This window comes from Micromonospora sp. NPDC000089 (assembly GCF_042899365.1).
GTDB lineage: Bacteria > Actinomycetota > Actinomycetes > Mycobacteriales > Micromonosporaceae > Micromonospora.
The window spans coordinates 62,128-77,100 of record NZ_JBIAZT010000021.1; the positions used below are offsets into that span (position 1 = coordinate 62,128).

At 73.9% G+C, this 14,973-nt stretch carries 10 protein-coding genes; 4 read left to right on the plus strand and 6 right to left on the minus strand.

Going from position 1 to position 14,973, the window contains the following annotated elements; genetic code table 11:
* Nucleotides 1-35: 35 nt before the first annotated feature.
* Both ACFY3U_RS26300 and ACFY3U_RS26305 read left to right on the plus strand, forming a co-directional pair.
* A complete protein-coding gene (locus ACFY3U_RS26300; protein WP_387206420.1) occupies nucleotides 36-1,448 on the plus strand; it encodes a hypothetical protein in 1,413 nt (470 codons plus the stop codon).
* 65 nt (nucleotides 1,449-1,513) lie between these two features.
* Nucleotides 1,514-2,986: a cryptochrome/photolyase family protein gene (locus tag ACFY3U_RS26305; RefSeq protein ID WP_387206423.1), complete on the plus strand. Its 1,473-nt coding sequence runs from the start codon at nucleotides 1,514-1,516 to the stop codon at nucleotides 2,984-2,986.
* A gap of 7 nt (nucleotides 2,987-2,993) precedes the next feature.
* On the opposite strand, the gene ACFY3U_RS26310 is transcribed toward ACFY3U_RS26305, so the two are convergent.
* The 3 genes from ACFY3U_RS26310 to ndk all read right to left on the minus strand — a co-directional run bounded on the left by ACFY3U_RS26310 (nucleotide 2,994) and on the right by ndk (nucleotide 7,952).
* Nucleotides 2,994-3,686 carry a lysophospholipid acyltransferase family protein gene (locus ACFY3U_RS26310; RefSeq protein WP_387206425.1) on the minus strand — a complete coding sequence of 231 codons (693 nt, stop codon included), beginning with the start codon at nucleotides 3,684-3,686 and terminating at the stop codon, nucleotides 2,994-2,996.
* Nucleotides 3,687-3,985: 299 nt separating this feature from the next.
* On the minus strand, nucleotides 3,986-7,177 hold the full coding sequence (gene ileS / locus ACFY3U_RS26315) for an isoleucine--tRNA ligase (protein WP_387206427.1): 3,192 nt from the start codon (nucleotides 7,175-7,177) through the stop codon (nucleotides 3,986-3,988).
* A 349-nt stretch (nucleotides 7,178-7,526) separates the two neighbouring features.
* Nucleotides 7,527-7,952, minus strand: a complete 426-nt coding sequence (ndk, locus tag ACFY3U_RS26320; RefSeq protein ID WP_387206429.1) for a nucleoside-diphosphate kinase — start codon at nucleotides 7,950-7,952, stop codon at nucleotides 7,527-7,529.
* 142 nt (nucleotides 7,953-8,094) lie between these two features.
* Between ndk and ACFY3U_RS26325 the strand changes: the two genes are divergently transcribed.
* Nucleotides 8,095-9,561: a VOC family protein gene (locus ACFY3U_RS26325; protein ID WP_387206431.1), complete on the plus strand. Its 1,467-nt coding sequence runs from the start codon at nucleotides 8,095-8,097 to the stop codon at nucleotides 9,559-9,561.
* A gap of 29 nt (nucleotides 9,562-9,590) precedes the next feature.
* Here ACFY3U_RS26325 and ACFY3U_RS26330 read toward each other — a convergent pair whose 3' ends face one another.
* The 3 genes from ACFY3U_RS26330 to ACFY3U_RS26340 are packed head-to-tail and all read right to left on the minus strand — an operon-like array spanning nucleotide 9,591 to nucleotide 13,974.
* Nucleotides 9,591-10,028 (minus strand): DUF4233 domain-containing protein, encoded by a 438-nt coding sequence (locus ACFY3U_RS26330; RefSeq protein ID WP_387206433.1) that lies wholly within the window; start codon nucleotides 10,026-10,028, stop codon nucleotides 9,591-9,593.
* Complete coding sequence (locus ACFY3U_RS26335) at nucleotides 10,025-11,359, minus strand: bifunctional folylpolyglutamate synthase/dihydrofolate synthase (RefSeq protein WP_387206435.1); 1,335 nt, start codon at nucleotides 11,357-11,359, stop codon at nucleotides 10,025-10,027. Before ACFY3U_RS26335 ends, ACFY3U_RS26330 begins: the two co-directional genes overlap by 4 nt.
* A complete protein-coding gene (locus ACFY3U_RS26340; protein WP_387206437.1) occupies nucleotides 11,356-13,974 on the minus strand; it encodes a valine--tRNA ligase in 2,619 nt (872 codons plus the stop codon). The genes ACFY3U_RS26335 and ACFY3U_RS26340 overlap by 4 nt, the downstream gene beginning before the upstream one ends.
* A 69-nt stretch (nucleotides 13,975-14,043) precedes the next feature.
* Here ACFY3U_RS26340 and ACFY3U_RS26345 point away from each other — a divergent pair, with 69 nt between their 5' ends.
* A complete protein-coding gene (locus tag ACFY3U_RS26345; protein ID WP_387206440.1) occupies nucleotides 14,044-14,721 on the plus strand; it encodes a hypothetical protein in 678 nt (225 codons plus the stop codon).
* Nucleotides 14,722-14,973 lie beyond the last annotated feature (252 nt).

The window sequence follows — 14,973 nt, forward strand, 5'->3', positions numbered from 1 at the left end:
CTAACCTCGGACCGGCGCGAGAGGAGACAGCCGCGATGCCGCAGCCGCAGCCGGAGACCGACCGGCCGGCCGAGGGGAGCACGCCCGCCCCGGACCAGGGCCGGGAGCCGGCGCTGGACGCCGCCCCGACCTCTCCCGCCGTACCCGGCGCCGACCGGCCCGCGACGGGGCCGGACGGCACCCGTGAGCTGCCCGGCGACGAGCCCGCGAACGCTGGCGGCGCGGACGCCCCGGCGACCGGCGAGCCCGACCGCCGGGCCACGGAGACCGACTCCCCGGCCGAGCCCCCACGCACCGCGTCCGAGCCGGCGGCGCCGGAGCCGCCGCCGACCGAGGCAAACCGGGCCGAGCCCGAGGCGCCGGCGCCCACCCGGGTGGAGCCGGCGCGACCGCGCGGCTCGGCGGCCGTGCCGCCCCCGCCGCCGCGCCGGCCCGCGTGGGGCGAGTCGGCCGAGCCCACCCCGGTCCCGCCCGCCGCCGACGAGCCGCCGGAGCACCGCGCGCCGGTGGACCCGTGGGCGGGCGTCGACACCGGGGGCTGGGAGCTGGACCATCCCGACCTGGGCCCGCTGCCGCCGACCCTGCCCTACCCGACCGCGGCGCCGGCCCATCCGCCGACGCCGCCGTACCCGGCGCCGGCGGTGCCGTACCCGCCGCGGGCCCTCCCGCCGACCGCGTACCAGCCACCGGTGCCGCCGCAGCCGGCCGCGCACCCGCCCACCCGGGCGTACCCCGCCGTGTCCGCCCCGCCGGTCTCCCCCGCGCCGCCGGTCTCCCCCGCGCCGGCCCCGCCGACCAAGGGCCGGTCGAAGCAGCGCCGCGGCCGGCCGGAGCCGGTCGGTCCGCCGCCCGGTTGGCAACCCCCGCAGGGGTACGCCCCGGCGCCGGCCCGCCGCCGCCGGCGGCGCTGGCCCTGGGTGCTGCTGTTCTCGCTGCTGTGCTGCTGCGGCGTGCCGGCCTGGTTCGCCAAGCCGATCTGGGAGCAGTACCCGGCGAACGCCGCGCTGCCCGCCGAGGTGGCCGACCTGACCCTGCGCAGCGACGCCCGCAGCGACGCGACCGCCAAGCGGCTGAAGGCCGAGGTGCGCTCGGCCAACCTGCTCGCCGAGGACGTCTTCGCCGGGATCTACGCCACCCCGGACGGCAAGCGGGTCACCGTCTTCGGCGACACCGGTTTCCGGTTCAGCCCGGAGACCGACGCGAACGACGAGATGGCCCGGCTCACCGACACCTACCGGCTCGGGCAGTCGCAGCCGGTGGAGACCGGGATCCGCGGCCGGTACGAGCGCTGCGCGGTCGGCCAGGCCGACGGCGCCGACGTGGTGGTCTGCACCTCGGTCGACCACGGCAGCAGCGCCACCGCCGTGTTCACCCGGCTCTCGGTCGACGACAGCGCCCAGCTGCTCGCCCGGCTGCGGGAGCGGATCGTCGTCCCTCAGCAGGGTTGACGACGCGCCGAGAGGTTCTCGCCTTCCCTCTGCCGGACACCCCCCGCAGGGTGCACAATCGGGACATGTCGCGGCGTTGGCTCTTCGCCGACCAGTTGGGGCCGCACTTCCTCGACGACCGGCGCCAACCCGTCCTGCTGATCGAGTCGAAGGCGGTCTTCCGGCGCCGCGTCTACCACCGGCAGAAGGCGCACCTGGTGCTCTCCGCGCTCCGGCACCGGGCCGCCGAGCTGGGCGACCAGGCCCGGTTCCTGCGCACCGAGACGTACGCCGAGGCGCTGCGCGAGGTGCGTGAGCCGCTGGAGGTCTGCCATCCGACGTCCCGCCGCGCGCTGGAGTTCGTCCGCCGGCAGGACCGGGTGACCGTGCTGCCCCCGCGCGGCTTCCTCACCCCGCTGGAGGAGTTCGCCGACTGGGCGGACGAGCGCCGGGGCGCGCTGCGGATGGAGGCGTTCTACCGGTTCGCCCGGGAACGCCACGGCGTGCTGATGGCCGGCGACGAGCCGGTCGGCGGCCGGTGGAGCCTGGACACCGAGAACCGCGAGCCGCCGCCGAAGGGCACCGAGCGGCTGGACGTCCCGGCGCCGCCGATGCCGAAGGAGGACGACATCGACGCCGAGGTCCGGGCCGACCTGGACCGCTGGGAGCGGGAGGGGATCCGGTTCGCCGGCCGGGACGGCCCGCGCCGGTTCCCGGCCACCACGAAGGAGGCGAAGGCCCGGCTGCGGCACTTCCTCACCCACCGGCTCGCCGCGTTCGGCCCGTACGAGGACGCGATGCTCGCCGGCGACCCGTGGCTGGCGCACAGCCTGCTGTCGTCCTCGTTCAACCTGGGGCTGCTGGACCCGATGGAGGCCGTTCGCGGGGCGGAGAAGGCGTACCACTCCGACGGGGCGCCGCTGCCCAGCGTGGAGGGGTTCGTCCGGCAGATCCTCGGCTGGCGGGACTTCATCTGGCACCTGTACTGGTACTTCGACGCCGGCTGGCGGCGCAGCAACGAGCTGTCCGCCCGGCGCTCGGTGCCCGGCTGGTGGTCCGAGCTGGACGCCGACCGGGTGGACGCCCGCTGCCTGTCGGACGTGCTGGCCGGGGTGCGGGACCACGGCTGGGTGCACCACATCCCCCGGCTGATGGTGCTGGGCAACTACGCGTTGCAGCGCGGCTGGCGCCCGAACGAGCTGGTGGACTTCTTCCACACCAGCTTCGTGGACGGCTACGAGTGGGTGATGACCGCCAACGTGGTCGGCATGAGCCAGTACGCCGACCTGGGCCGGATGACCACCAAGCCGTACGTCTCCGGCGGCGCGTACATCAACCGGATGAGCGACTACTGCGGCGGCTGCCGGTACGACCCGCGCAACCGGGTCGGCCCGGACGCGTGCCCGTTCACCGCCGGCTACTGGGCGTTCCTGGCCCGCAACCGGGGGCGGATCCCGGGCAACGCGCGGATGGCCCGCACCATGAAGCAGCTGGAGCGCCTCAGCGACCTGGACGCGGTGATCGCGCAGGAGCGCGGGCGCGGCGACGACCCGCCGTGACCGGAGGTCAGGCGGACGCCTCGCCCGGGGTCTGCTCGGTGCGGCGCGGCGCGTACCGCGGGACGTACTCCTGGCCGGTGAGCTTCTGGATCTCGGCCATCAGCTCGTCGGTCATCTCCCGCAGTGAGCGACGGTCGTCGGAGCGGCCGGTGAAGTCCAGCGGCTTGCCGAACCGGATGGTGATCTTCGCCTTGCCCGGTCGGGGCACCCGGGTGCCGATCGGCTGGGCCTTGTCGGTGCCGGTGACACCGACCGGGATGACCGGCACCCCGGCCGCCACCGCCAGCCGCGCGGTGCCGGTGCGCCCCCGGTAGAGCCGCCCGTCGGGCGATCGGGTGCCCTCGGGGTAGACGGCCACCAGGTCGCCGGCCTTCAGCGCCGGGATGGCCGCGTCGAACGCGGACAGCGCGGCCCGCCCGCCGGCCCGCTCGACCGGGATGGCGCCCAGCCCGGTCAGCAGGAACTTGGAGAACGCGCCCTTCGGGCCGGTGCCGGTGAAGTACTCGGACTTGGCCCAGAACGCCAGGTGGCGGGGCACCACGGTGCCGAGCAGCAGCTCGTCGGCGACCGAGAGGTGGTTGCCGGCGAAGATCGCGCCGCCGGTCGCCGGAATGTGCTCCAGGCCCTCCACGGTCGGGCGGAAGGCCAACCGGATGGCGGGCGCCACGGTGAGCTTGCCGATGGTGTAGAGCAGCGGCACTGGTCCTCCGGCGATCGTGCGTTGACAGGCGGTGTCACGGTAGCGGACGCCGGCACGTCCCCATCCACGTGGTGGCCGGCGACCCGGCGGGGGGGGGGGGCGGGGGGGGCCGCCCCCCCCCCCCCCCCGGGGCGCCCCCCCCCCCCGCCCCCCCCCCCCCCCCCCCCCCCCCCCCCCCCCCCCCCCCCCCCCCCCCCCCCCCCCCCCCCCCCCCCCCCCCCCCCCCCCCCCCCCGGCGGGGGGGGCGGCCGCCGGGGGGGGGGGCGGGGGGGCCCCCCCCCCCCCCCCCCCCGCGGCGGTCAGACCCGCCGGACGGTCACCGTCACCGGCTCCCCCTCGCCCACCTCACCGGCGAAGCCGGTCAGGCCGTCGGCGAAGTCGAGGGTGTCGGCCAGCACCTCCCGGGCCACGAACCCGGTGTACGCCGACACCGCCGCCCGGACCTCCTCGGAGGCCGACAGCGCCACCGCGATCCGGTCGGAGACGTCCAGGTCGGCGTCCCGGCGGGCCTGCTGCACCACCCGGACCACGTCCCGGGCCAGGCCCTCGGCGGCCAGCTCCGGGGTGACCTCGGTGTCCAGCACCACCACCCCCTCGCCGCCGGGCAGCGGCGCGGAGTGCTCGGCGTCGGCGGCGACCAGCCGCAGCTCGTACTCGCCCTCGGCGAGGGTGATCCCGGCGGCCACCGGGGCGCCGTCGACCAGCTCCCACTCCCCCGCCTTGACCGCCCTGATCACCTGCTGCACCTGCTTGCCGACCCGCGGGCCGAGCGCCCGGGGCACCACGGTCAACACCTGCTGGCAGTAGTTCGCCACCTCCGGCGAGAACTCCACCGCCTTGACGTTGACCTCGTCGGCGACCAGGTCGGCGAAGGGCCGCAGCTGGTCGGCGACCGGGGAGGCCACGGTCAGCTTGGCCAGCGGCAGCCGGACCCGCAGGCCCTTGGCCTTGCGCAGCGACAGCGCCGCCGAGGCGACCGCCCGGACGTTGTCCATCGCGGCGACCAGCTCGTGGTCGGCCGGGAACTCCGCCGCCTGCGGCCAGTCGGTCAGGTGCACCGACCGCTCACCGGTCAGCCCGCGCCAGATCTCCTCCGCGGTCAGCGGGGCCAGCGGCGCCACCACCCGGCAGAGCGTCTCCAGCACCGTCCACAGGGTGTCGAACGCGTCCGCGTCGCCGGCCCAGAACCGGTCCCGCGAGCGGCGCACGTACCAGTTGGTCAGCGCGTCCAGGTAGGACCGGACGCTGGCGCACGCGCCGGAGATGTCGTACGCGTCCATCTGCGCGCCGACCGTCGCCACCAGCTCGTTCGTCTTGGCCAGCACGTACCGGTCGAGCAGGTGCGTGCTGTCGGTGCGCCGCCGAGCGGTGTGGCCGTCCGCGTTGGCGTAGAGCGAGAAGAAGTACCAGACGTTCCACAGTGGCAGCAGCACCTGGCGTACCGCGTCCCGGATGCCCGCCTCGGTGACCGCCATGTCGCCGCCGCGCAGCACCGGCGAGGACATCAGCATCCAGCGCATCGCGTCGGAGCCGTACGCGTCGAAGACGTGGTAGACGTCCGGGTAGTTGCGCAGGCTCTTGGACATCTTGCGCCCGTCCGAGCCGAGCAGGATGCCGTGGCTCAGGCAGTTGCGGAACGCCGGCCGGTCGAACAGCGCGGTGGCCAGCACGTGCATGGTGTAGAACCAGCCGCGGGTCTGCCCGATGTACTCGACGATGAAGTCGCCCGGGTAGTGGTGCTCGAACCAGTCGGCGTTCTCGAACGGGTAGTGCACCTGGGCGAACGGCATCGAGCCGGACTCGAACCAGCAGTCCAGCACCTCCGGCACCCGGCGCATCATGGACTTCCCGGTCGGGTCGTCCGGGTTGGGCCGGACCAGGTCGTCCACCGCCGGCCGGTGCAGGTCGGTCAGGCGTACGCCGAAGTCCCGCTCGATCTCGGCCAGCGAGCCGTACACGTCGATGCGCGGATAGGTCGGGTCGTCGGAGCGCCACACCGGGATCGGCGAGCCCCAGAACCGGTTCCGGCTGATCGACCAGTCCCGGGCGTTCGCCAGCCACTTGCCGAACGAGCCGTCCTTGATGTGCCCCGGCGTCCAGTTGATCTGCTGGTTCAGCTCGACCATCCGGTCCCGGAACTTGGTCACGGCGACGAACCACGACGACACCGCCTTGTAGACCAGCGGGGTGTCGCAGCGCCAGCAGTGCGGGTAGGAGTGGGTGTAGGTGTCCTGCCGGAGCACCACCCCCCGCTCCTTGAGCTCCCGGATCACCGGCTTGTTCACGTCGAAGACCTGCTCGCCCTGGTACGGCGGGACCAGCGCGGTGAACCGGGTGTGATCGTCCACGGTCACGACGGTCGGGATGCCGGCGGCGTTGCAGACGTTCTGGTCGTCCTCGCCGAACGCGGGTGCCAGGTGCACGATCCCGGTGCCGTCCTCGGTGGTGACGAACTCCGCCCCGAGCACCTGGTACGCGTTCGGGCCGGCCTGCTCGACGAGGAAGTCGTACAGCGGCGTGTAGCGGCGCCCGACCAGGTCCCGGCCGTACACCGTGCCGACCTGCTCGTACCCCTCCAGCTCCTTGGCGTACGCCCCGAGCCGCGCCGCCCCGACCACGTACCGGTCGCCGTCACGTTCCAGCACCGCGTACTCGATGTCCGGGCCGACGGCGAGCGCCAGGTTCGACGGCAGGGTCCACGGCGTGGTGGTCCAGACGCCCAGCCTCACCGGCCCGCGCACCAGCTCCGGGGCGCTGTCGTCCGGGGCCAGCCCGAACCAGACCGACAGGGTCGGGTCGTGCCGGTCCCGGTAGACGTCGTCCATCCGGGTCTCGGTGTTCGACAGCGGGGTCTCGCACCGCCAGCAGTACGCCAGCACCCGGAAGCCCTCGTAGACCAGGCCCTTGTCGTGCAGGGTCTTGAAGGCCCACATGACGCTTTCCATGTAGTCCAGGTCGAGGGTCTTGTAGTCGTTGGCGAAGTCCACCCAGCGGGCCTGCCGGGTGACGTACCGCTCCCAGTCCTGGGTGAACTCCAGCACCGAGCTGCGGCAGGCCTCGTTGAACCGGGCCACGCCGAGGTCGATGATCTCCGCCTTGCTGGTGATGCCGAGCTGCTTCTCGGCCACCACCTCGGCGGGCAGGCCGTGGCAGTCCCAGCCGAAGCGCCGCTCGACGTGCCTGCCGCGCATGGTCTGGTAGCGCGGCACGACGTCCTTGACGTACCCGGTGAACAGGTGGCCGTAGTGCGGCAGGCCGTTGGCGAACGGCGGGCCGTCGTAGAAGACGTACTCGTTTTCGGCGTCGCCCGCGACGCCGCCATCGGCAGAGCCCGTCGTGTCCGATTGCCGACCGGAGGTCGGCCTCGCCTCGACGCTGGCCTCGAAGGTCTTGTCGGCCGTCCAGTGCTCCAGCACCCGGCGCTCGACCGCGGGCAGGTCCGGGCTCGCCGGGACGCCGGCGCCCGTCGGGTCGTGCAACGGATAGACCATCGGGGGTCGCTCTCCTCGCGCAGCTCACTCGTACGTGGTCTGCGAGGACGAGCCCTTCTCCCGGTACGCCCCATCGGCGCGCCCGGGGCACGGCCCGCGGTACCACCCCGCTTGGCGGTCAGGATCGACCGCCCGCTCGTTGGCCGGCTGTGACGGGCCGTCCCGTCCGGTTCTACTGGGCCGGTCGCCCGGCTGTTCTTCCGGAGGCTCCCCGGTGATGGCCGGATCAGCGCCTGATGCCGCCCATCCTACCCTCCCCACCCCCTCCCCCCGACCACCCGCCCCTGCCCGCCCTGGGGGATACGCGAAAGGCTCCCGCCGGTGGCGGGAGCCTTTCGTCGGGGACTGGTCAGCCGAGCTCGGGGAACCAGAGGGCGATCTCGCGCTTGGCGCTGTCGGCCGAGTCGGAGGCGTGCACCAGGTTCTCCCGGTTGGACAGGGAGAGGTCGCCGCGGATCGTGCCGGCGGCCGCCTTGCGCCCGTCGGTGCTGCCGATCATTCCCCGGACCACCTCGATCACGGTGTCACCGGAGAGCACCAGCGCGACCAGCGGCCCGCCGGTCATGAACGCCTTCAGCGGCGGGTAGAACGGCTTGTCCACGTGCTCGGCGTAGTGCTGGTCGGCGAAGGCGCCGTCCAGCGTGCGCGTCTGCATGGCGTCGATCCGCAGGCCCTTGCGCTCGAACCGGGAGACGATCTCGCCCACCAGGCCACGGCGGACCGCGTCCGGCTTGATCAGTACGAGCGTGCGCTCATCCGGGCTGGTGCTGGACACGCTGGGTTCCTCCTGTGCGCACAAGGCGGTCGGGCTGGGTACGGTCAGCCTAGCGACCCGGTCGGGACGCCGGCGCGGCGGCTGCGCCTTCCCTCGCCCGCCGGCCGGCCCTAGCCTGGTCTTGACCCCTGGGAGGTCCACTGTGGCGAGCGGGAACCGCACCATCGCGCCGGTACGCAAGTTGATCGCCGCGGTGCTCGGCACCGTGGCCACGTTCGTGGTCCTGTTCGGGCTGGGCATGACCAGCTGGGCGATCGTGGCGCTCGGGGTGGCGCTGCTGGTGCTGGCGATCGCCTTGGCCACCGTGCGCGGCGGCGGCCGCACCTGGGTGGTCGGGGTGGGGCACGTGCACAGCGCCTCCGAGCCGCCGACCCAGTACGCGTTCGGCCGCTGCGAGCTGCAGCTGGTGATCGACGCGCCGGGGCTGCCGCCCCGGTCGAAGAAGATCATCGAACCGCGGGTGCCGGTGTCGAAGTGGCCGTCGCTGGGGCAGACCCTGCCCATCCGGGTGGCCCTGGACGACCAGCGGCACGTCCGGGTTCTCTGGGACGACGTGCCCACCCACGCGGAGACCGCCGCCACCGTCGGGACGGTCGCCGACCTGCCGCCCGAGTACGCCGGCGCCGAGCCGGTGGACGAGGTGCTGATCCCGCAGGAGGCCCCGCCGTGGGCCGGCCGCCCGGTCGACGACGACTTCCGCGACGACCTGCGCGAGGAGTTCCGCGACGCGCCGCCGGGCCCCGATCCGTTCCGCTCCGACCCGGTGCGCGACGACCCGTTCCGGTCCGAGCCGTACCCGTCCGACCCGCTCCGGTCCGGGTCCGACCCGTTCCGGTCCGATCCGGTACGGTCCGACGCCGCCCGGCCCGAGCCGGCGCGGTCGGAGCCGGTGGGCGGCGACCCGGCCACCGAGGACGTCGAGGTGCTGACCGAGGAGCGCGAGCCGGTGGTGCTGCACCAGCGGCCCGGCGACGGGGTGGTGCTGGAGGGCATCCTGGTCGATCCGCAGCCGGTCACCGACCTGCCCCGCCGGGCGTCGGCCCCCCGGCCGCGCGCCGAGGAACGGTCCGGCACGCCGCTCGTCGACCCGGTCGACGTGCCGCTGGACGACCCGGCCCCCGGCGCGGACCCGGCCGCCGCCCACCTGCCGGACGCCGACGAGGTCGATCCGGCCGGCCTGGACGAGGCGATCTTCGGGTACGACCCGGCCACCGCGGCGGCGGACCCGGCCGCCCCGTTCGGCGGTGTCGGGCTGACCCTGCTGGTCACCGACCTGTCCCGGTCGCTGGGCTTCTACACCGACGTGCTCGGCTTCACCGAGGTCGACCGGGGCGCCGGCAACGCCGTGCTCGCCTCGGGCAGCACCCGGGTGGTGCTGCGCGAGGTCAGCGGCGCCGCCCCGCTCAGCCGCCGCCTGGTCCACCTCAACCTGGAGGTGGCCGACATCGACGCGGCGTACCGGCGGCTGCGGGAGGCCGGCGTCCGCTTCACGTACGCGCCGCGGGTGGTCAACCGGGGGGCGAAGCTGGAGGTCTGGGCGGCCGCCTTCCGGGACCCGGACGGTCACGGCATCGCGCTGACCCAGTGGCGGGAACGCGCCGACGCCTGAGCGGCCACCCGGACGCCGCGGCGGGCGCCTCAGCCGAGGATGACCCGCCGCACGTGCAGGGCGTACGCCCAGACCAGCCCGAAGATCACGCCCAACCCGAACAGCGACCAGTGCAGCAGGCCGGACAGCAGCAGCAGCCCCTGCAGCACGGTGCCGGCGGACCAGGCCCACGGCCGGCGCATCAGCCCGGCCAGCACGATCGCGGCGACGGCCAGCGCGACGATCGCCGCGATCGCGGCGCCGCTCAGCTCGCCGCCGACCAGCCGGATCGGCTGGATCGCCAGCAGCAGCACCAGCGCCTCCAGGCCCAGGGTGCCGGCGCCGAGCCCGCGTACCGCCGCCACCGGGTTACGCAGCCCGGAACGCCGCGGCCCGGGTGTCCCGTCCGGCGCGCGGTCGTCGGTGGTCGGGGCGGGCTGCGGCGGCTCGACGTCGGGCGCCGGGCGGTTCCGGTCGGGCTCGGTCATCGCTTCAGCAACCGTCGCGCGTCGGCCACCGTCACCACCGACCCGGTGACCAGCACGCCGACCCCGGACAGCTCGCCCGGCACGTCGGCCTCGGCCTCGGCGACGGCCGCCTCGATGGCATCCGGCATCTCCTCGGCGACCTGCACCCGCTCCGGCCCGAAGACCTCGCCGGCCAGCGCGGCCAGCTCGTCCGCCGGCATCGCCCGCGGCGAGCTGTTGCGGGTGACGACCAGCGAGTCGAGCACCGGCTCCAGCAGTTCCAGCAGGCTGGCGGCGTCCTTGTCGGCCAGTACGGCGAGCACGCCGACCAGCTTGCTGAACGCGAACTCCTCCTGCAGCGCGGTAACCGTGGCGGCCATCCCGTGCGGGTTGTGCGCGCCGTCCAGCAGCACGGTGGGCGCGCTGCGCACCTTCTCCAGGCGGCCGGGCGAGCTGGCCGCGGCGAAGCCCTCCCGGACCGTCTCCACGTCCAGCTGCCGCTTCGCGCCCGCCCCGAGGAACGCCTCCACGGCGGCCAGCGCCACCGCCGCGTTCTGCGCCTGGTGAGCGCCGTGCAGCGGGACGAACACCTCGTCGTACACCCCACCGAGGCCCTGGATGCTGAGCACCTGGCCGCCGACGGCGACCGCCCGGCGCAGCACCCCGAACTCGGTGCCCTCCCGGGCGATGGTGGCGCCGACCTCGGCGCAGCGGTCCAGGATCGGCCGGGCCGCCTCGTCCTCCTGGGCCGCGCAGATCACCGTGGCGCCGGGGTGGATGATGCCGGCCTTGTGCAGGGCGATGTCCTCCAGCGTGTCGCCGAGCCACTCGGTGTGGTCCAGCCCGATCGGGGTGAGCACCGCCACCCCGGCCTGGATCACGTTGGTGGCGTCCTCGGCGCCGCCGAGCCCCACCTCGACCACCGCGACGTCGACCGGCGCGTCGGCGAACGTGGCGAACGCCAACGCGGTGGTCAGGTCGAAGTAGGTCAGCGGCTCGGCCGCGCGCTGGTCGACCAGCTCGGCCAGCGGCGCCACCTCCCGGTACGTGGCGACGAACCGCTCCTCGCTGACCGGTTCCCCGTCCAGCGCGATCCGCTCCCGCACCGTCTCCAGGTGCGGGCTGGTGTACCGCCCGGTGTGCAGCCCGAAGGCCCGCAGCAGCGAGTCGATCATCCGCGCGGTCGAGGTCTTGCCGTTGGTCCCGGTCAGGTGGATCGACGGGTACGCCCGCTGCGGGCTGCCCAGCAGGTCGAGCAGGTCCTCGATCTTCTCCAGCTCGAACGCCATCCGGGTGAAGCCGCGGGCGTTGAGCGCCGCGTCGACGGCGGCGAACTCGGTGTGGTCGGTCATGAGGAGAGCGCCTCCAGAGCGGCGTCGATGCGGACCAGATCCGCCTCGGCCACCGCCAGTCGGTCACGGATCTTGGCGACCACCGGTTCCGGGGCCTTGCCGACGAAGGCCGGGTTGTCGAGCTTGCCCCGGGCCTGGGCGACCTCCTTCTCGGCGGCCGACCGGTCCTTGGTCAGTCGGGCCCGCTCGGCGGCCACGTCGATCGAGCCGCGGGTGTCCAGCGCGACGCTGACCTCCCCCGGCATGGCGAGGGTGGCGCTGGCCTGGAAGTCCTCGGCCGGCTGATCGAGGCGGACCAGCGAGCGGATCAGCGGCTCGTGCGCGGCGATGCCGGCGACGGTCAGCCCCTCCAGCCGCGCGGCGACCCGCTGGGTCGGGCGCAGCCCCTGGTCGGAGCGGAACCGGCGGATCTCGGTCACCACCCGCTGGAGGGTGCCGACCTCGCGCTCGGCGGCGTCGTCGATCCGGGCCCGGTCGGCCACCGGCCAGTCGGCGGTCAGCACCGTCGCACCGCCGGTCAGCGCGCTCCACAGCTCGTCGGTGACGAACGGGATCACCGGGTGCAGCAGCCGCAGCAGCTGGTCCAGCACGTGCCCGAGCACCCGCCGGGTGGCGTCGGCGGCCGGGCCGCCCTCGGCGAGCACCGGCTTGCTCGCCTCCACGTACCAGTCGCAGACGTCGTCCCAGGCGAAGTGGTAGAGCAGGTCGCAGACCTTCGCGAACTCGTACGCCTCGAACTGCTCGTCGACCTCGGCGGTGACGTGCGCCAGCCGGGACAGGATCCACCGGTCGACCGTGGAGAGCTGCTCGGCGGGCGGCAGGTCACCGGCGGTGTGCGCGCCGTTGAGCAGCGCGAACCGGGTGGCGTTCCAGAGCTTGTTGCAGAAGTTGCGGGAGCCCTGGCACCACTCCTCGCTGACCGGCACGTCCTGCCCGGGGTTGGCGCCCCGGGCCAGGGTGAACCGGGTGGCGTCGGCGCCGAACCGGTCGATCCAGTCCAGCGGGTCGACCACGTTGCCGAACGACTTCGACATCTTCTTGCCGTGCTCGTCGCGGACCATGCCGTGCAGGGCCACCGTGTCGAACGGCTGCACGCCGTCCATCGCGTACAGGCCGAACATCATCATCCGGGCGACCCAGAAGAAGAGGATGTCGTAGCCGGTCACCAGCACGCTGGTCGGGTAGAACTTCGCCAGGTCCGGGGTGCGCTCCGGCCAGCCGAGGGTGGAGAACGGCCACAGGCCGCTGGAGAACCAGGTGTCCAGGACGTCCTCGTCCTGCCGCCAGCCCTCGCCGCTGGGCGGCGCCTCGTCCGGGCCGACGCAGACGATCTCGCCGTCCGGGCCGTACCAGACCGGGATCCGGTGGCCCCACCAGAGCTGCCGGGAGATGCACCAGTCGTGCATGTTGTCGACCCAGGCGAAGTACCGCTTGGCCAGCTCGGCAGGCTCGATCGTCACCCGGCCGTCGCGCACCGCGTCGCCGGCCGCCTTCGCCAGCGGGGCGGTGTTGACGAACCACTGCAGCGACAGCCGCGGCTCGACCGTGGTCTTGCACCGCGAGCAGTGCCCGACCGAGTGCTGGTAGGGCCGCTTCTCGGCGACGATCCGACCCTGCTCGCGCAGGGCGGCCACGATCGCCGGCCGGGCCTCGTACCGGTCCAGGCCCTGGAACGGACCGTGGGCGGTGATCACCCCGCGCTCGTCCATGATCGTGAGCGCCGGCAGGTCGTGCCGCTGGCCGATCTCGAAGTCGTTCGGGTCGTGCGCCGGGGTCACCTTCACCATGCCGGTGCCGAAGGCCGGGTCGACGTGCTCGTCGCCGACGATCGGGATCCGCCGGTCGGTCAGCGGGACGGCCACCTCGGTGCCGATCAGGTGCTGGTACCGCTCGTCGTCCGGGTGCACCGCCACCGCGGTGTCGCCGAGCATGGTCTCGGCCCGGGTGGTGGCCACCACGACGTCGTCGCTGTAGCGGATGGAGACGAGCTCACCGTCGTCCTCGGTGTGCTCCACCTCGATGTCGGACAGGGCGGTGAGGCAGCGGGGGCACCAGTTGATGATCCGGTTCGCCCGGTAGATCAGCCCGTCGTCGAAGAGCTTCTTGAACATGGTCTGCACGGCCCGGGAGAGGCCCTCGTCCATGGTGAAGCGCTCGCGGTCCCAGTCGACCGCGTCGCCCAGCCGGCGCATCTGGCCGAGGATCGCCCCGCCGGACTCGGCCTTCCACTGCCACACCCGCTCGACGAACTTCTCCCGCCCCAGGTCGTGCCGGGACAGCCCCTGGGTGGCGAGCTGCCGCTCGACCAGGTTCTGGGTGGCGATGCCGGCGTGGTCCATGCCGGGCAGCCAGAGCGCCTCGAAGCCCTGCATCTTCTTGCGCCGGGTGAGGGCGTCCATCAGCGTGTGCTCGAACGCGTGCCCCATGTGCAGCGAGCCGGTGACGTTCGGTGGCGGGATGACGATGGTGAACGGGGGCTTGTCGCTCTGCGCCGACGCCCGGAAGTGGCCGCCGGCTACCCACTGCTCGTACCGTCGCTGCTCCACCTCGCCGGGCTGGTACTGGCCGGCAAGGGTCGGGGCGTCGGGGCGTCGGGCATCCAGTCTCTCGGTCACCTGGAAAGTCTACGTAGCGCTTCCGCGGACCCGACGTGCGCCACCGGTCATTCGCGTACGGTGGCGAACATGTCCGAGGCACATCTCACCGAGCGTGAGCTCATCGGCGGGCCGGAGCCGGTCGAGCTGACCGAGGAACCGATCCGGCTGACCAACCACGACCCGGCCGACACCCCCCGTCGGCCGGCGTCCCGGCGGCGCCGGATCGCGCTGGCCGCGGCGCTGGCCGTGGGCCTCGCCGGCGCGACCGCCCTGGGCGTGGCCGGCTGGCGGATCGCGCGGGAGAAGGACACCACGCTGGTCGCTCCGGAGAAGGTCGCCGGGCTCACCCGGGACGACTCGGACCGGGCCCGCAGCACGGCCGACTACCTGCGCAGCGGGTTCGCCGCCGACATCGACCTGAACGGCAGCTTCGGCACCGTCTACCGGGACCCGGCGGACGAGAAGAAGGCCGTACTGCTCTTCGGCGGCACCACCCTGCTCTGGCAGCCGGAGCGGGACCTGGACAGCCTGTTCGGCCTGATGGCCGACGAGACCGGCAGGGTCACCGGGCTGCGTAAGGTGCCGGCCGGCCCGCTCGGCGGGGTGATGAAGTGCGGCACCACCAGCGGCGACGGCGGCGACTTCGCGGTCTGCGGCTGGGCCGACCACGGCAGCGTCGCGATGGCCATGTTCCCGAACCGCCCGGTCGAGGCCTCCGCCGGCCTGTTCCGCGACATCCGCGACGCCGTCCAGACCCGCGGCTGACCGCCGCCCCAGGTCCGCGACCACGGCCCCCTCCGCGCCGCTCCCGCTTTCCTTTCGGTACGCACACCGCCCGCCCCGCCTCCGCCAGGCGGGCCGGGCCCGGTGCGCAATTCTGATGCGGAATGCGCAGTAGGCCCACCCCGCAAGGGGTGGGCCTACTGGAATGTTTGTCCGGCGGTGTCCTACTCTCCCACACCCTCCCGAGTGCAGTACCATCGGCGCTGGAGGGCTTAGCTTCCGGGTTCGGAATGT

What these genes read in the sequence shown, in the direction of transcription:
- ACFY3U_RS26300 (WP_387206420.1), top strand. Translation starts at nt 36, where the DNA reads ATGCCGCAGCCGCAGCCGGAGACCGACCGGCCGGCCGAGGGGAGCACG.
- ACFY3U_RS26305 (WP_387206423.1), top strand. Translation starts at nt 1,514, where the DNA reads ATGTCGCGGCGTTGGCTCTTCGCCGACCAGTTGGGGCCGCACTTCCTC.
- ileS (WP_387206427.1), bottom strand. Translation starts at nt 7,177, where the DNA reads ATGGTCTATCCGTTGCACGACCCGACGGGCGCCGGCGTCCCGGCGAGC.
- ACFY3U_RS26330 (WP_387206433.1), bottom strand. Translation starts at nt 10,028, where the DNA reads ATGACCGAGCCCGACCGGAACCGCCCGGCGCCCGACGTCGAGCCGCCG.
- ACFY3U_RS26335 (WP_387206435.1), bottom strand. Translation starts at nt 11,359, where the DNA reads ATGACCGACCACACCGAGTTCGCCGCCGTCGACGCGGCGCTCAACGCC.
- ACFY3U_RS26345 (WP_387206440.1), top strand. Translation starts at nt 14,044, where the DNA reads ATGTCCGAGGCACATCTCACCGAGCGTGAGCTCATCGGCGGGCCGGAG.